The 16909-nt window shown below is 36.0% G+C and carries 19 protein-coding genes, 4 tRNA genes and 2 pseudogenes; 7 read left to right on the top strand and 18 right to left on the bottom strand.

What is annotated here, in order from left to right; genetic code table 11:
* Position 1: 1 nt before the first annotated feature.
* The 8 genes and pseudogenes from PG086_RS08970 to PG086_RS08935 form a co-directional block, all read right to left on the bottom strand.
* Positions 2-365 (bottom strand): annotated as a pseudogene (locus PG086_RS08970) (DUF1304 domain-containing protein).
* A 10-nt stretch (positions 366-375) separates the two neighbouring features.
* Positions 376-801: a MarR family winged helix-turn-helix transcriptional regulator gene (locus tag PG086_RS08965; protein ID WP_000723482.1), complete on the bottom strand. Its 426-nt coding sequence runs from the start codon at positions 799-801 to the stop codon at positions 376-378.
* Between the two features lie 158 nt (positions 802-959).
* Complete coding sequence (locus PG086_RS08960) at positions 960-1823, bottom strand: DUF2262 domain-containing protein (protein ID WP_167266636.1); 864 nt, start codon at positions 1821-1823, stop codon at positions 960-962.
* A 150-nt stretch (positions 1824-1973) separates the two neighbouring features.
* Positions 1974-3200: a LysM peptidoglycan-binding domain-containing protein gene (locus tag PG086_RS08955; RefSeq protein ID WP_167266633.1), complete on the bottom strand. Its 1227-nt coding sequence runs from the start codon at positions 3198-3200 to the stop codon at positions 1974-1976.
* A gap of 165 nt (positions 3201-3365) precedes the next feature.
* Positions 3366-3986 (bottom strand): HAD family hydrolase, encoded by a 621-nt coding sequence (locus tag PG086_RS08950; RefSeq protein WP_084852895.1) that lies wholly within the window; start codon positions 3984-3986, stop codon positions 3366-3368.
* A gap of 3 nt (positions 3987-3989) precedes the next feature.
* Positions 3990-5270 carry an MATE family efflux transporter gene (locus tag PG086_RS08945; RefSeq protein WP_084940293.1) on the bottom strand — a complete coding sequence of 427 codons (1281 nt, stop codon included), beginning with the start codon at positions 5268-5270 and terminating at the stop codon, positions 3990-3992.
* 60 nt (positions 5271-5330) lie between these two features.
* Entirely contained in the window at positions 5331-6815 is a 1485-nt protein-coding gene (thrC, locus tag PG086_RS08940; protein WP_084940292.1) for a threonine synthase, read from the bottom strand.
* 75 nt (positions 6816-6890) lie between these two features.
* Entirely contained in the window at positions 6891-8168 is a 1278-nt protein-coding gene (locus PG086_RS08935; RefSeq protein WP_270748704.1) for a gamma-glutamylcysteine synthetase, read from the bottom strand.
* Between the two features lie 224 nt (positions 8169-8392).
* Between PG086_RS08935 and PG086_RS09745 the strand changes: the two are divergent.
* Together PG086_RS09745 and PG086_RS09740 are read left to right on the top strand one after the other, a co-directional pair.
* Positions 8393-8599 (top strand): annotated as a pseudogene (locus PG086_RS09745) (hypothetical protein); the annotation flags it as partial.
* Positions 8600-9108: 509 nt separating this feature from the next.
* A complete protein-coding gene (locus PG086_RS09740; protein WP_420235663.1) occupies positions 9109-9345 on the top strand; it encodes a type IIL restriction-modification enzyme MmeI in 237 nt (78 codons plus the stop codon).
* 133 nt (positions 9346-9478) lie between these two features.
* On the opposite strand, the gene PG086_RS08925 is transcribed toward PG086_RS09740, so the two are convergent.
* The 4 genes from PG086_RS08925 to PG086_RS08910 all read right to left on the bottom strand — a co-directional run bounded on the left by PG086_RS08925 (position 9479) and on the right by PG086_RS08910 (position 11825).
* On the bottom strand, positions 9479-10279 hold the full coding sequence (locus tag PG086_RS08925) for a hypothetical protein (RefSeq protein ID WP_270748701.1): 801 nt from the start codon (positions 10277-10279) through the stop codon (positions 9479-9481).
* Positions 10263-10676 carry a hypothetical protein gene (locus PG086_RS08920; protein ID WP_270748700.1) on the bottom strand — a complete coding sequence of 138 codons (414 nt, stop codon included), beginning with the start codon at positions 10674-10676 and terminating at the stop codon, positions 10263-10265. The genes PG086_RS08925 and PG086_RS08920 overlap by 17 nt, the downstream gene beginning before the upstream one ends.
* Positions 10630-11133, bottom strand: coding sequence for a hypothetical protein (locus PG086_RS08915; protein ID WP_270748699.1), 504 nt, complete (start codon positions 11131-11133; stop codon positions 10630-10632). Before PG086_RS08915 ends, PG086_RS08920 begins: the two co-directional genes overlap by 47 nt.
* Positions 11134-11342: 209 nt before the next feature.
* Positions 11343-11825, bottom strand: a complete 483-nt coding sequence (locus PG086_RS08910) for a helix-turn-helix domain-containing protein (RefSeq protein ID WP_270748698.1) — start codon at positions 11823-11825, stop codon at positions 11343-11345.
* A gap of 235 nt (positions 11826-12060) precedes the next feature.
* Between PG086_RS08910 and PG086_RS08905 the strand changes: the two genes are divergently transcribed.
* From PG086_RS08905 to PG086_RS08885, 5 genes are all read left to right on the top strand, one after another.
* Positions 12061-12522, top strand: a complete 462-nt coding sequence (locus PG086_RS08905) for a hypothetical protein (protein ID WP_270748696.1) — start codon at positions 12061-12063, stop codon at positions 12520-12522.
* A 207-nt stretch (positions 12523-12729) separates the two neighbouring features.
* Positions 12730-13770, top strand: a complete 1041-nt coding sequence (locus tag PG086_RS08900; RefSeq protein WP_270748694.1) for a replication initiation factor domain-containing protein — start codon at positions 12730-12732, stop codon at positions 13768-13770.
* A 2-nt stretch (positions 13771-13772) separates the two neighbouring features.
* Positions 13773-14159 carry a hypothetical protein gene (locus PG086_RS08895; RefSeq protein ID WP_270748693.1) on the top strand — a complete coding sequence of 129 codons (387 nt, stop codon included), beginning with the start codon at positions 13773-13775 and terminating at the stop codon, positions 14157-14159.
* Between the two features lie 60 nt (positions 14160-14219).
* Positions 14220-14414 (top strand): DUF3173 domain-containing protein, encoded by a 195-nt coding sequence (locus PG086_RS08890; RefSeq protein ID WP_153224482.1) that lies wholly within the window; start codon positions 14220-14222, stop codon positions 14412-14414.
* Positions 14415-14417: 3 nt separating this feature from the next.
* A complete protein-coding gene (locus PG086_RS08885) occupies positions 14418-15551 on the top strand; it encodes a tyrosine-type recombinase/integrase (RefSeq protein ID WP_270748690.1) in 1134 nt (377 codons plus the stop codon).
* A 68-nt stretch (positions 15552-15619) separates the two neighbouring features.
* On the opposite strand, the gene PG086_RS08880 is transcribed toward PG086_RS08885, so the two are convergent.
* The 6 genes from PG086_RS08880 to PG086_RS08855 all read right to left on the bottom strand — a co-directional run bounded on the left by PG086_RS08880 (position 15620) and on the right by PG086_RS08855 (position 16837).
* Positions 15620-16108, bottom strand: coding sequence for a nucleotidyltransferase family protein (locus PG086_RS08880; RefSeq protein WP_270748688.1), 489 nt, complete (start codon positions 16106-16108; stop codon positions 15620-15622).
* A gap of 51 nt (positions 16109-16159) precedes the next feature.
* Complete coding sequence (locus PG086_RS08875; RefSeq protein WP_270748686.1) at positions 16160-16306, bottom strand: hypothetical protein; 147 nt, start codon at positions 16304-16306, stop codon at positions 16160-16162.
* Positions 16307-16501: 195 nt separating this feature from the next.
* A tRNA-Leu gene (locus PG086_RS08870) sits at positions 16502-16585 on the bottom strand.
* A gap of 9 nt (positions 16586-16594) precedes the next feature.
* Positions 16595-16666, bottom strand: a tRNA-Gln gene (locus PG086_RS08865).
* Between the two features lie 13 nt (positions 16667-16679).
* Positions 16680-16752, bottom strand: a tRNA-His gene (locus tag PG086_RS08860).
* 14 nt (positions 16753-16766) lie between these two features.
* A tRNA-Trp gene (locus tag PG086_RS08855) sits at positions 16767-16837 on the bottom strand.
* Positions 16838-16909: the final 72 nt, after the last annotated feature.

Here is a 16909-nt window from a genome sequence, read left to right as displayed (position 1 = left end):
CTTATTTCAAAAGCAAAATACTCAGCAAAGTCAAAATAGCGGGTCCACCTTGCTTCAGAATAATCTTCTTGTCTGCTGTTAGAGAACCGTAGGTCGCTGCACCAAGCACAAATAAAACAAAGATGGTCACAATTTCCAAGCTTTGCGAAAAATAAATCCCATACAAGAGAAAGCCCCCCTATCAAAGCATTATAAATCCCCTGATTTTTAAACAATGAACTCACTGAAGGACGAGCCAGTTCTTCTTTACCCACATTAAATACGCGACTAGTAGTATCTGATTGCGTAGCCACACTTTCCAAATAAAAAATGTAAAAATGCTCTAAAGCAACGAGAGTTGCTAAAATAGTAGTAATGATTGACATCGTTTTCTCCTTAAAATTCTATTTTTTCTAGACCTGACACTAGTTTCGTCAGTAAAGTTGTTAGCTCTTTCTGCTCAGCTGTCGATAAGATGCTCTCCATCTGTTCCTTCACTCGCAAATGATGTTTAGGCGGACTGACTAAGAGTTGATTCTTGGCTTCTTGGGTTAATTCAACTAAGACTTCTCGCTGATTGGCCGGATTACGCTTGCGACTGACATAGCCCTCTGACTCTAGTATCTTAAAATGACGGGTCAAGGCCGCCTGGTCGATTTGCAACTTCTCCTGAACGGCAATCTGGTTGCAGGGTGACTGCTGCAGTAAAAACTGCAAGATTTGATAGCGGGTCAAACTAATTCCCAATTGTTTCTCAAAAAGTTGAGTGATCATCTGATCTGTTAAATGGAGCTGGTACAGTAAGTCGTTAATTTTTTTCATTTCTACCTCCTTGCGTACACTTGATTTATCAACTATTGATTTATCAAGTATATTACAGAAAGATTAAAAACGCAACTATTTTGCTTACTCACGAAAAATAGCCTCTTGGTTTCAATCCCAAAAGGCTATTATTTCTATATTCTAGATAAAATCCAGCACTAACCTACCAAATCTGCTCGAAGGATTTCTCCCTCTTTATCAATGACAACTTCGATGGCATGGCCTGCAAAAATTTCCTCGCTATCATCATAGTAGAGGGTCAATTCCCCGTCTTCGTTGATCGATAGTTCACTCAAGGAAAGAGAGTTGGTAAAATACTCTTCTGTTAACTCCACATCATTTTCATCTGAATCTATCCAGTCTTGAGCTGTTTCCCACAGTTCTTTGACAATATAGTCTTTAATCCGAGTATCTTGAACTTGGAAAGTTCCCATAAATTTCTTTAGATCATCAAAAGAACTTGGAGGGAGACTTTCATCTGCACTCGCAGCAAAGATAGCATGAATCTTACCACCCTCGTAAGTGATAAATCCTTCAAACCAAGAATAGGCTCTGTTTAAGGTGAATTCCCCAATATCGTCTTGAATGATGACCGGTTTTTGATAGGTTTCAATCAAGGTCTCTAACCTAGAGTCTGAGGATTGGTCATCTAGGTATTCCAGCAAGTGGTAGCAGTTATTAGCTACTTCTGACATATATGGCTCTAACTCCATGAAGGGGCGTTTTTGACATTTGATATGATGAATTTTGTAGGGTTCAAAACTAAAGCCCCATCTCTTTTCTTCAAATTCCTCAGGAGTCAATACCCATTCCAAACGTCCCTCACGTTCAGAGAATTTCTGGGTTGCAACATTGACACTAGCTTTAAAATGAACGGACGGCATTTTACAACCATCTTTTAAAGAAGCGGCCCCAGTTACATTTTGGAGGGTAAAAATCAAGAATTCGACAATTTCACCACAAAATTCCTCTTCAAAATCATCTCTTGTTTTCTCAAATGGAGTTTTTAATCGATTTGTCATTCACTTCATCCTTTCTCTCTATGCTTAAAAGCGTTAGTATAGTTTTGTATTCGCTTACATTTTAACATGTTTTAGATTTTATTTCACTTATCGACACTATTTTACACAAAAAGAAGCTACACATTTTAAATGTATAGCTTCTTATTATTCTTAATTCATTGATACGTGAACGTGGTCATAGTGGTTTTCGGTCACACTACCACGATCCGGCATTGGATTCCACGTGTAGGCTGGTCCATATTTACTATCATATGGAGCGTAGAAACGTTGCTTCCAGATGATATAGTTGATACCACGGCTAGCTATATTTTTGACTGCATATTCTGCAATTTGATCTCCGAGTGCTGAACTCACTGGGACCATAAAGTCGATGGCCAATCCTTTACCATGGTCCCCACTGTCACCAGGACGGTAGCCACTAAAGGATGTAATCCCAAACAAGTTGGCTACTTCTTCTTTAAAGGCTGCAGTTTGTGGTTGAAGACCAGCATTCTCAGACTTAGCTACAGCAAGTCCTGCATAGTCAGGAGCCGCTGGAGCTGAATACGTTCTTGAAGGAGTTTGGCTTTGCTCTGCTTGATAAGTCGAAGTTACAGTGTCAGAAGTTGCTGTTGATGCTGCTGTTTCTTCTGCTGCACTTGTTCCTGTTGTATCAGCAGGCGTTTCAGTTGCCGGCGCAGCTGCTACTGGTGCTTCTGCTGGAGTTGTTGCTGCCGTTTCTTCGGTCGCTGGAGTCGCCACTTTTGGAGCTTCTTCAACTGGACTAGTTGTTTCTGCTACTGGTGTTTCTGCTACTGGTGCTGCCGCTGGAGTCGTTTCTGCTGTTTCTTCAGCTACTGGTGTTTCTGTAGATGGTTTCTCTTCAGCAACTGTCGCTGTCTCAGAAACTTCTGAACTTGACGCTACTTCTGCTGGTTTTTCAATCTCTGTTGCAGTTGGAGCTTCCTCAATCGGTTGAGAAAGGTCTTCTACTTGAACTGTTTGTTCATCGACTGTTACTTGATTCGTCGTCAAATCAGCTGTCGCAGTCGTCACTTCTTCACTAGCGTCTGCTTGAGGAGTTTGGATTTCAACTTCCGTTACCTCTTCTGCCTCATTGACAGTTGTAGTGAGGACAGTATCTGGGAAAATCAAGTCCATATTGGTAATTTTGTTCAAATTAGCAAGAACTGTGACATCTACACCCAAGGCTTCTGCAATGGTGCTCAAGGTATCACCATACTGTACTGTATAGCTTGTTTTGTTGTCCGTTTTAGTCAAATCGTTTTGAATTTGCTCAACACTACGTGCAGTCCAAAGGACTTCTTCTGCTTGAGTTGCCAATACTGGGGCAAATGACAAGGCTACTGTTGAGGCTAAAATCATTCTTTTCTTCATTCGTTCATATTCCTTTCAAATGAGTACCTGTCTATCATAACACAAAAAAAGCTGAAAAAAAGCCCTCTCGGGCCTATTTAATAGAACTGTCTATTCCTTGTAACAAACTCGATTACTTGAAATAGTTTGTTAGGTCTCTGTCACACAACTGACACAATCTTCTCGTTACTTACTCTCAAAAATATGAGGAATATCTGCTAGTGCTCGAATCATGTGATTGCCTTCAAAAGAAGACTCTAAAAAGTTGATGCTTTGAATGCCGCTATTCTGGGCGAATTCCACATCTAAAGTCCGGTCCCCTATATAATAGGTCTTCTCAGGATCCAGCTGATACTTGTCTAACAAATAGGTAGCCGCTTCTGGACTAGGCTTGCGCTCAAAGCCACTCTGACTGGTTAAAATCTCTGTAAAATAGGATTCCAATCCCAGATCCTTTAGAATAGTAAAAGCATTGTCCCCTTTATGAGTGTAAACAAAGTTCCGAATCCCTACTTGGTCTGCCCAAGCCAACACCTCACGTGCACATGGCATCAAAACTACCTGAGCATTCTTCTCAGCCAGGCTCTGGGCACGTACCTGATTGAGCACTTCCGCATTCAGATTTCTCTCTTCTGCCACCTGCACCAGCAAATCCTGCACAGAAAACTTGAGGATAAACTCTCTCACTTTCTCCTTATCATAAGGAATAGAAAACTGACCAAAAGTCTCCTCAATCCCTGACAAAATCGCTTCGTAAGAATCCAATAAAGTCCCGTCTAAATCCCAAATAAAAGCTGTTTTTTGCATCTTCTATCCTTTCAAGCTCATATAACGCTGGTAACGGTAACGTAGAAATAACCAACGGAAACCATTATCCAAAAGAGTCCCTGCCCAAATACCAGGCAAGCCCCAACCAAGAACAATCCCCATCAGATATCCTGTTCCAATGCGAATACACCACATTCCTATACTTGTCGCATAAAAGGGAAGGCGAGCATTTCCCAATCCCTGCCAAACCGCCGTATAAATAACTGTCCCTGTCGCCATGGGAGTCCCTAGTAGTGAGAACAGTGCCACCAAAACGCTAGCTTCAACCGCTACAGGATCAGTCGTATAGAGATGAGTCAGTGGTATCCCTAAGGCATAGATACTAAGTGTCAAGGGCAACATGAGGAACAGAGAAAGCCAAAAGGTTTGTTTGCTCAAATTATCTACTCTTTTCCAATTATCCTCTCCAACTGCTCGAGCCACCAGCATGACCGTTGCCGTAGCGACGCCAAAGGCAGGCATATAGTTAAACTGGGTCAAAACCTCCCCGATTGCATTTCCCGCCACTGCCTCCGTCCCAAAAGAAACGACCAAGGCAATGATAACCACATCTCCAGCCCTCATCATGAGGCGCTCTCCTGCTGCTGGCAAAGCCAAGATCAGTAAGTCTTTATCCAGTCCAAAAGTCGGTTTCGTATAAGGAAGTTTTAATTGTGACCACAAAATCCCAAGACCAACCAAACGAGACAAGATAGTCCCCCAAGCAACACCCGCTATGCCCATATCAAGGATAAAAATAGCTAGACTTGAAAAAAGAATATTCAAGGCATTGGATAAAAGACTAACATAGAGGGGTAGACGCGGATTATGCGTTGCACGAATCAAGGCACCTAGACTGGTCATCAAGCCCAAGAGAACAATCGATCCACCCACCAAAGATAGGTAGAGCCCACCACTCTCAGCCACCTCCTGCTCAGTTCCCAAAAGTCCAATCATTTCTTGCCCAGCAAAGATGGATAAAGCCCCTAAAAGAAAACTTAGTAGCAAGGTAATCTTCAGCGCTTCTGTCACGTGATAAGCCAACTTGGACTGATCTTTCTGCCCCATACTTTTTGAAATAACACTGGAAATAGCAGCTCCCAGAGCGATAAAAATCGCCTGGTAAATCGTGATAATATTGCTAGCCACTGAAACACCTGAAATAGCGATTAAGCCCAAGTGAGCGACCAAATAACTGTCCACCATCCCCATGAGCATCTGCAAAAAGTTTTCACCCATAGCTGGCAATGCAATATTAAGAATGTCTTTATTTTTCTTAAACAATCTCTCCTCCTGATGAAAAGAAACTCAGTTGGTTTCCCAACCGAGTTTACTCCCTCTGTCTTAAAGTCCTAGATAAGCCTCAACCGCTGCTTGCATATCAGCAGCTGCCACTGTTGTTTTATGACGAACTGGAGCTGTTTCAAGGCCATCAACCGCTGGTGGCACTGCCACTCCTGAAATGTCATGTAATTGAGCCAAGGCTTCAAAGTCAGTTAAGCCTACTTTCCCTGTTACAGCTTCTACTGCAACCACTGGGAACTTGTATGGACTAGCTGTTGAAGCAATCACGGTCTTGGTTACATCGCCTGTAGTCACTTGGTATTTTTTATAAACTGCTGAGGCAACCGCCGTATGTGGATCCTCGATATAGGCATCTGTTTGATAAACACGTTTAATTTCTGCCGCAGTTTCTTCCTCAGTCGCATATTCAGCTGCAAAGAGGTCAAGAATCTCTGTATCAAAATTAGTCAACTCATATTGACCTTGGCTATTTAAGGCATTCATGAGTTCAGCTGTCTTAACCGCATCATTCCCCAAAAGATGGAAAATCAAACGCTCCAAGTTTGAAGATACCAAGATATCCATAGATGGACTAGTCGTCACCTTAAACTCACGTTTCTTATCGTAAACACGTGTTTTAAAGAAGTCAGTTAAAACATTATTATCATTTGAAGCACAGATCAATTTGCCAACTGGCAGACCGATTTGTTTAGCATAAAAGGCAGCCAAGATATTTCCAAAGTTTCCTGTTGGTACTGTGAAGTTGACCTTTTCACCAGCCACAATCTCACCAGACTTGACCAACTGAGCGTAGGCATAAACATAGTAGACAATCTGTGGTACCAAACGACCAATGTTCATAGAGTTAGCTGATGAAAATTGCAGTTTATTTGCAGCCAACTTTTCACGCAGAGCTACATCGTTAAACATATGTTTGACGTTAGTTTGCGCATCGTCAAAGTTACCATCAATAGCAATAACATGAGTATTGTCGCCAGTCTGAGTAGTCATTTGCAACTCTTGCACCTTGCTGACACCATCCTTTGGATAAAAGACGATAATCTCCGTACCAGGGACATCTGCAAACCCCGCCATAGCAGCTTTTCCAGTATCACCAGATGTTGCTGTCAAAATGACAATCTTGTTCTCCAAACCATGCTTTTTAGCGGCTGTCGTCATAAAGTATGGCAAGATAGACAAGGCCATATCCTTAAAGGCAATCGTTGAACCATGGAACAATTCCAAATTGTATTGCCCATCCAGTTTCACCAATGGCGCAATAGCTGGAGTATCAAACTTGCTATCGTAGGCATTGTTGATACAGTAGTCCAACTCCTCAGCCGTAAAATCATCTAAAAATGCTGATAAAACTAATTTAGCCACTTCTTGGTAAGAAGCATCTTTTAATGTGTCAAAGTCCAAATCCACCTTTGGATAAGTAAGTGGTGTAAACAGACCACCATCCGTCGCCAAACCTTGCAAAATAGCTTGGCTGGCAGTTACTGTATTATTGGCATCACGCGTTGATTGATAAACTAATGTCATGAATCTCTATCCTTTATCTATAGTCTCTTCCATTATATCACGATTTTTCAGAAAATTCTCCCTTTATAAGAGAAATTATAATCCCAATTCTTTCTTCAAAGGCTCTAAATAAACCATTTCTTGCTTATCTCTTTTCTCCAGTCCTTCCTCAGCTAGGGTGAGTAAGTCTTTAGAAAACTCGAGAATCGCAGCTTCTTCCTGATATGTAAGTTTTTTCTTAGAAAATTGTCGCCTTAAAGACTTGTAATCACGACCAGCTGTGGTAAAAAAAGGAGCAGTTCGCAAGTAAGCCTCAAGCTTGTCTAAATGAACCAACAAGCCCAAGTGAAAAGCTGCTGAAGTAAAAGTCCTATCAAGTGGCTGTGTACACACACTACGAAATTCAATAGTTCCTCGAGTCGTTAAGTCTTGGTACTGGTAACTACGATGAGTTTCAAAATCCTTCTCCTGAGGATAAAGAAGAATCTCCTCCCCATCAAGAGCAAAGGCATGAATTTCAGTGGTTCCTAAGTAATCTTTTGCTCGAATTGGATAAAAATAATAGGTTTCACCATCCCTCTCTGCTGTAAAAATCGCAGAATGATTTAGGTAATCCAAAAAATCATCCTCATCTTTAAAGAGTCTAGCATTGACACCAATGTTCTCTGGATAGATACCATGCATGGATTCTTCCCAAAAAATATCTCTCGAAATTTTGGTATCCCAATCTGCCCCCGAAAACTCAGAATTTGCAAACAAATAAGCTTTGGCAGCTTCAATCTGAGTAAAAGCGTTGATAACACGCAGGTAGTTGGACCTTGAAACGTCCAGTTGAACCTGACTACCGCAGATAAAGGCTCCATACTCAGGAAAATCGTGTAAACCTCTACTAGTCTTACTTCTACTTAAGTTCAAATAATCCATCAACATCTGATAGCGGGGAAAAGCCACTGGACAATTCTCATTTTTATCCCAGTTAGGATGAAGGCCACAGCCAACAATAGCATGATTAGCTTCACCTAACTTATTCTGAATCGTAGCCATATAGAAGTTAAAGCGTTCTTCTACCTCTTGGATAGATTCAGCTTTTCCAAATGCAAACTCAATTGTCGTATAAGCAACCTCAAACAAGATCGTATCTTGGCTGACTAGAGCAAGTAACTGAATTGGATTCCCAAAATCATCCACTTTTTCGATAGTAAAGCCCAGTACTGATGGTAAATACCGAAAGAGATCCTTAACAACTTCACCATCTGTAGCTTTACCCTCTAAATTTACAATAGGAAATTCTAACTCAATCCCAATAAATAAATCTGGGTTCTCTTTTATATTCTTTAAGTAACGTTTCTTTAGTAATTCAACAGACCGAGACATCAAATACCAACACTTTCATAATCAAAATAAATTGTGAATAAATAATATTATACCAAAAATCTAAGCAAAAAAGATTAGAATAGCACTCAAAAATAAGGCTCTATAATATTTATAGTGGGTAAATCTCCTATAGATATTATGGAGCCTATTTTTGTGTGATAAATTGTAAAATATAGTGCAACAAAAAACTCATAGCGTTTCATTGGTGTAAACTGTAAGTAACCACACAAACTATCATCCGAAATTACTTTCTTCGCTACGATAGAATCGTTCGCTGTCAGGTGAAAATCATTACGATGGATATGTTTAGTTCTTACTATGACTTAGCTAAACAGCTTCGCTTTCGAATTTCTAGGCTCAGGCTCATTGAGGAGAATCTAAAGCAGGTTCATCCTCTTTTTCAGACTGTCTTTAAAACCTTCCTCAAGCACTACAGTTGACAAAGAGCCGTAATTTTTAGTAACTCAAGCAAATACAGATAATCAGATAAAAGAAAAGACAAGGCCTAGAAACCTTGTCTTTAATACTATACCGGTGGCCGGGGTCGAACCGGCACGTCCTTACGGACACTGGATTTTGAGTTCCGTGTTTACATTTTTTGAGTCTGATAATCTTGATTTAATAAGATTTTAGAGTCTTTGATTTTCACAAAATAGAGCATTTTTTCAAATTTTAGTAACTTTTTGGTAACTAAGGAGGCGTCTCAATTTGATGTTCTCTGACCCTGAAAATATCTTATAAATAATTTAATGGTATACTAACATTAAGTAACTATATTATTAAAGTTAAAATGAATATCTGATAACAAAGAACAATGCCCAATCATTCATACAACGTTTTTAAAAATGCTAGAATAACTTAAACTCGTGTAGTATAAGATTATTTAAAATAACAGTATAGTTATTCCCCGACTATTTATAACAATTTCCCCTAGCTAGAGATAACGGATTATCAAAAAGAGAAAACATCTAAAATTGCTCCAGATATTCTCAATAGGCGTGCACTATCCCTTGACAGCTCGTTAACTAATCTCTATAAAGAATTAACTATGAAAGTTGAACTCCATCGTGCTCATAAATCTAACGATAAAGGAGTTACGGAAGCTAATGGTTTAACTAAGATTGTTGATGACAAAAAAACTTGGTTGACAGAAAGCAAAAAATGCAAAGCTATTTGAGATATATGAAATTCTCATAGGAAGCAAAAATTAGATAGTCCCAAAATAAAAAAGACCAGTTTGGTCTTTTTCGAATGAAACGACGATACAAAATATAATTGAGATTTTGTAATACGTTAAAATTAAATTCCATCTATGTTAATTGTCCATGAAAACAGCGACTTTCAATTTCTTCTCTAGCCATTATATTTATTCCTCGAAAATATCCTAGATAGTTCTCTACTGTACTCCGACGAGCAAGAGTCATTATCATAGTTTCATTATTTTCTACATCGCTTAACGGACTTTTTGAGAATAAATTTTTACACTGATTTAAGTAGTCAATTTTTCTGTGTGCTCTTCGTGCTCTTCTAACTCTTTCTGTCACGCTACCCGAGCTTACATCAACTTGAAGGTCTGATAAAAAAGTACGTATCCCAAATTTACATTCATAGAACGATAATGTTTTAGTTTTAGAATCTTTAAAAACTATATCACATCTTATATTAGCAAAAGGCTCTCCACAAAATAGTTCTTTACGTTTGTATCTAATTAATGGCTCAAAAACTACTTTTCCACTTCTACCAGGTATTTTTTTCCATCGCATCACTATATATTCAAAATAGCCAGTAAAAATGTTCTGATAATTATGATGAGTTATACTAGGATTTTCAAATAAATTTAGAATTACATTTTTCACTTTGTTAAACGTATCTAAATCAACATTAATACCATCCAGCTCTTGCTCATTTTTTAAACGATTCAATCTTCTTAAGATAACAGATTTAGTTCTATTATTATTTCTCTGAGTAAAAAAGAACTCATTAACAATCTTATAACAAGAATAATCTGAAGAGACATAGCTATATAACTGAGTAATTATATTATTTCTTATTGGGGAATTATTTGTTAAAACTTTAAAACGAATATGTTTAATTTTATACTTCTGAGTCATCGCCAATCAACTCCCAAAATTTATATGGTATGTCAAGAGTGCTAAATTTTGTATTGTTGAGTAATTCATGGAATCTGTATCGAACGTATGGTTCAACAATTTCAAATAAAATAAAATTATCAGCTTTATCTTCGAGATTAAAATTCTTAACATTGCTTGTAAACTCAATGATATGGGATATCTTTACTAGAATAGTTTTATCAGCTTTCTCAGCAAGTCTCATTAAAAAACTAACTGTAGCTCTATAATTATTCTTATCGTCGCCTTTTAATTCATCTACTATCATCCCAACCTGTATATCTAAATTTGAGTTTGGTATAACTTTTTCTTCAAAAGTATTAATATTAAAATTAATCTCTGAGGGATAAATTGCTGAAATTGATTCTATTTTCCTCATTTGACTTCTCCTTTGGGAAAGATATAGTATAATTATTTATTTCTAATTTTTGTTCTAATTTTTGTTTAAATCCTAATTCATAATCGTCATAAATTTCTTGCAATTTATTATTTAATTTTTCATCCGTAGAATAGAAAATATTAATTGAAGTCTCTACGTCCGTATCATCATATAGGAAATCATTTTCTTCACAAATAACTTCATTATAAAATTGAATATATTTTTTAAGTTCACCTGAATATTTTTTTTGTATAGTTTTATCAGCTTTGATTTTATCCATACTTGTGACCCTAGAACGATTTAAAATAACATTTTTAAAGTAATGTTTAAGACTATCATCGTTTTGAATGTATTTTTCAATAGTGTGACGAAAAATGTCCATATTTTTTTTGTAATCAGAGATTGATTCACTAACTTCATTATCCAAATAAGATAATACTATGTTACTGGAATACATAAATTCAACTCCTCATTATTTACAAGTATCTTACTGATTATATCCTAATTTCTGTGTTATTTCAAGTGATTAATTCAAATAAATTAAGCAAGGACTTTTCATTTTTGTTGAACTGTAATGTTCCACTATTTAACTAATTTAATATATATCTAAAACGCTATTACAATTGATTTTTAATTAAGTTTAAAATTATTGAAAGGCATATTATTTTATTTCTGTTTTTCAGGATTGTTATCAAGTGGTAGCCTTTGTTGCAAAATTTCTAGATAGTAGACTGATTGTAAGTATACCTTAGCTTCCTCAGATAAATCTTGAGTGAGTTCATTGAAGTATTCATCATTTGTTACCCCTTTTTGTTTTGCAATATAAGGTATTGCTCTTACTAAATCTTTCAATTGATTTATAGCCATTTCAGAGAAATGGAAATTCGGTACATACGCTAACTTATCATACTCCTCTGTTCCACGTCCGGCACTAACATTACTTTCACCTAATAAATAACTGGTAGTTGTATTAAGTATGGAAGCTATTTTTAAGAGAGTTTGAAAGTTAGGTTCCCTAGAACCACTTTCCCATTTTTGATAAGCCCCTTGACTAGTTTCTAATTTTTTGGCAATTTCTGCCTGAGTAAACCCATTTTTTATTCTCTCTTCTTTTAATCGCTTAGAAAATACTTCGTTTATGTTTACCATTTTTAATCTTTCTATAATAAAAAATCCAAATTGTATTTTTTTGTTGACACAAAATCCAAAATGGATTATAATGTTTATAATCCAAAATGGATTTTTGGATATTGAGTTAATATTTTTTAGGAGGTAATCGCCTATGATTGTATTAAAAAGTCTTTGATAATTACGACAAAATCAAAGACTAAAAAAATTTTCCCACAAAACCATTATACCACACATTCCGTTAGAACGGGGGAATATGGATATAAATAAACTTGTTTCTATGGTTGACGGTTTAAACTCTGTCAGTACTGCTAAAAAATGGATAACCTTGATAAAGGAAATTAGTGGTCATGAGTTTAAAAAAGTTCAAGCAAGAAATAGTAGGCAGATTGTGAGTTTTTATAATTTCACTGATGATGATGTTGAGGATTTCCGGACGATTGCTTATTTGAAAAACGAGATGTCATTAAAAGATGCTATAAGGGAAACTTATGGAGATATTCATAAACATAAGGAATATACCCTTACTCAGCAACTAGAAATTCTTAAAGAAGATTTTATTACCTTGAATGATAATTTTAAGAATTTGTATTCTAGTAATAAAAAACTGCAAATAAAATTTCAACGATTGGAAAAAGAGCAAGAAGAAATGCTCTCAACACTTGAACTACTTCCATTTGGTGCTTGGGAAAAAGCTCGTAGGAAGTTCGGCAAGTAGGTTTGTTACGGTCGGCGAGTATGGTACCGCAGACCGTAACAAATCGTAAGCGCAGACGAACAATAAAGAGCTTTTTCAAGGTTGGTGAGGGTGTGTAGTAACACCACCCTCTACAAGTCAAGTGTATCATCGAGAGAATGCAGTATTATCAAGGCTTTTCACGAATTTTAAGGTGGTGAAATTAGGCAAAAAGTTGAGTCAAAATTTATGGCAAAAAACGAGAATTTACGTTCTGTTTTTGACTGGATTCAAATCCAGTTTAATACATTCGACTTTTCACTGGAAGAGATAGTTGAAGATATCTTACTTCTTGATACAGAGCTATTTATTATAGATAAGGGCAGTCTTAAATACTATGAATATGACTCTCAAATAAACTATGGTAATATCCGTATCTACTATAGTGATGAAGAAAATTCTTTCATGCTTGTCATGTCAGGACAAGCTTTAGAATTCTATCGAGATATGGTTTTAAACCCAAAAGGACTTTCTGAACGACACTTCTTGGATAATCTATATTCCAATTATAAGTCATTTTCAGTAAGAAGAATTGATATCGCAATAGACGATTTTAATGAGGCTCCTTACTTCACTCCAAATCAACTTGCTAAAATTTGTAGAAAAAATCGGTTTCTATATGGCAAAAGTAATTACTACATTACATACGGAGACGAGAAAACGGGACAAACCTTATATTTAAGAAAACCTAATGACGATGAAAGACTTAGAATATATGATAAACGCTTAGAACGAGCTTCTAAGCTCGGTGTCAGCAAGAGATTTATCGAAAATTGGATAAGAACGGAGTTAGAACTTAGGAAAGAGAAAGCCCACTACTTCATTCAAGAATGGCTCAAGTCCGAAATAGACCTTCTAAACTTTACAAAGGGATATCTAAAGGATAAAGTGAAGTTTTATACTGATAGTCAATTTTCAAAGCCTCTAAGGTCTTGGGAAAAATTCTTAGGTTCCTCAACTCCAGTTACTATTACTATTTCAAAAACAAAGACAGAACTAGAAAAAAAGTTAGATTGGTTTGTCTTTAAAGGTTCTGGAGCCATTCTAATAGCGTATAAATTTCTCTACGAAAATGGATTACTATTTGAACAAGAGAAAGAGAACTTTGAAAAATTACAAACTCTTGAATATCCCCCAGAGTTAGCAAAACAACTTATAGAGAGGGCAAGTTACTTCAAAAGAGAGGACTTGATTCCCAAAATTAAAGAAAACATAAAAAGGAGAAATTAACTATGGCTAAAATGTTATCTCAAAATGACTGGAACTTTAATAACATTGGAACTAAATTTGAATTGGATGAGGTACTTCCAAAATTTGAAACAGAAGTCAGAGCCGATGAAAATGGTGAGATTATCAAAAATAGTGATGGAAGCGAAAGAAAATTTAATACACAAGAGATTATTGGTTGGAAGTATAACATCACTATCAAAGATGGCCAATTTAAGAAGAAATCAACACAAGTATCCGTTGATAATCCTGAACCATTAGTTGATAATGATTATATTCAGACAATGGATGAAGTCCCTGTTACATTTGAAAACCTTCGAGCTTCAATGATTGGTAAAACGATGTATTATAAGGCTGATGCTATTCACTTAGTAGATGGAAAACAGAAATAACTACTGAATCAGGGGAGTTAGTCGCTCCCCTTAGTTTATAAAATAAATTAAGGAGAACCAATGATTAAAACAGTAACAAAAGATGATTTAATTGAACTTGGATTTAGTCCTGGTACTGCTAGAAAAATTATACATACTGGGAAAGTACTACTAGTCAATCGTGGCTTTTCTATCTATAACAATAAACGAATCGGTACTATTCCAGCAACTATTGCAGAAGAACTTCTAGGACTGGAACTGCAGAAAGAAGCATAGAATATGGCTATTCGTAAAAATAAAGATGGTTCTTGGATTGTCGATGTTTCGAATGGTATTAATGCTGTCACGCTTAAACAACGTAGAATAGTTAGAAAAGGCTTTAAAACGAAAAGGGAAGCACTGGAAGCCGAGCGATACTTGAGAAGCGTAGAACTAAAAGAGAAAAGCTTTAGCACCAAAATAACAATAGATATGCTTTATCAATTGTTAAAAGAAGAGGATGAAATTAACAATAGAAAAAAGAGCTATATTGATACTCAAGAAAACAATTATAATAAACATATCAAAGACTATTTTTCAAAAGTCGATAATATAGATAAACTAACTTATGAAGATATCTATCAATTTCGAGAAGATTTAAGAGAAAAGAATGCTAGAAATTCTGAGAAAAAATTAAGTCCAAATACTATTAATAAAATCATAGTTCTATTAAAGAAAATACTAGATGTTGGATTAAGAAAAGGATATTACAAGGAACATCCGGTAGGTTTATTAAAAAAATTACCGATAGAAAAAAGAAAAATGCAATTTTGGACAGTTAAAGAATTTAAACATTTTCTTTCTCTATTCAAAGATGACGAATATAATCTTGAATTACTATTTACAGTACTTTTCTTTACTGGCTTACGACTTGGAGAAGCGCTCGCACTTACTTGGAAAGATATTGAATTTTTTACAAGTACAATACATGTTAGTAAGTCAATGTACGTGAATAAAGGTGAAGAACACATTAGTTCTACAAAGACAAAATCCGGTACTAGAAGAATCATTATTAATAAAAAGCTTATAGAAACACTAGAAGAATGGAAAAAAGAACAGACAGAACGACTAAGAGAATTTTCTACTGATACAGAAAAACTTCAAGTCTTTCAGGATAGTCCAATCACTCTAACGAAAAATTCTATTGAAAAACAATATAAAAAAATTCTAGCTAGAGATAGTTCTTTAAAGAAAATAAGGATTCATGATTTTAGACATTCTCACGCTTCTCTTTTAATAAACCAAGGCGAAGATTACTTAATTGTAAAAGAGAGATTAGGACACGCTTCTATAACTACAACAATTGATACATACTCCCACTTATACCCAAGTAAACAAAAAGATTTAGCAGATAAACTAGATAATCTATTATAAAAAGAACAGCCAAAATAAGTGCTGTTCTTTTTCTTATTGAAAATAAAAATAACTAAGCTCTAAAAAAATTACTTGGTATTTTCACGAACCATTCTTTCAAAATATTCATCTATACTTTCAGACGACTTTGTTATTCCCTCCGCTTTATACTTTTCTAAACTTTCCTTAATCGCATTCTGAGTGACTTCATTATACTCTGATATATCCCTCATACGAGGATTATTATCTAAATTTTCTACCATAGTTCCCTCCAATTTCTGATAGATGAGAACCCTATCATTCAAAAAATTTTGTTTAACTAATTTCCCAATATTTGTTTTTGGAAAAAGTAAATCACTAACTAACAAAATATCTATCTCTCCATCAAAAATAGTCAACAATTTTCCATAAACCTCAAAATAGGTTGATTCATCTTCTAACTCTAAAGCAATATCCACATCACTTTTTTCATCTGCTTCACCTATTGCATAGGAGCCAAATAAATAGACTTTTGATAAGTTATATTGCTTAGCAATAGGATTAATCTTAGCCTTAATTTCATCTATTGTATAAACCACGAGAACCTCTAAATTACCAAAAAAAATACCTATAACATCGAATAATAAAAATTATTCATTATCGAAAAATTCAAATACATCTTTCTTATTACTAAAATCAAGTTTAACAAGATTTGACTTTTCTTTCGCTAGAAACTTAATATCTCTTTTTGCTTGTTCGACTTCAAGCTTTGAATAGTTTTCTTGATTGTATAACATGAAATCTCTCCTAGAATAATATCTATCTATTGTATATTTTAACATAAAACGAATCAAGTTTAATTCAAAATATGTTAAATATTTTCTTCTAAATTTAGCAAAAAAAATTTTATAAGTAATTTTAAGTAACTCTGAAAGAAAAAAATGGAAGAAAAAATAAAAAGACAAGGCTCGAAAACCTTGTCATTATTACTATACCGGCGGCCGGGGTCGAACCGGCACGTCCTTGCGGACACTGGATTTTGAGTCCAGCGCGTCTGCCAATTCCGCCACGCCGGCAAATAGTAACTGGGGTAGCTGGATTCGAACCAACGCATGAGGGAGTCAAAGTCCCTTGCCTTACCGCTTGGCTATACCCCAATAATATAAAATAGGCGAGTGATGGGGATCGAACCCACGCATGCCAGAGCCACAATCTGGTGTGTTAACCACTTCACCACACCCGCCATAATTTTATTAACACGGGCAGTAGGAATTGAACCCACACTGAAGGTTTTGGAGACCTTAGTTCTACCTTTAAACTATGCCCGTAACTAAAGCAATGGAAGGGGAGGGATTCGAACCCCCGAACCCGAAGGAGCGGATTTACAGTCCGCCGCGTTT

Source organism: Streptococcus halitosis, from assembly GCF_027691175.1.
Classification (GTDB): Bacteria; Bacillota; Bacilli; order Lactobacillales; family Streptococcaceae; genus Streptococcus; species Streptococcus halitosis_A.
Note: the sequence above shows the minus strand (reverse complement) of the source record. Positions and strands in the feature narration are given on the sequence as shown.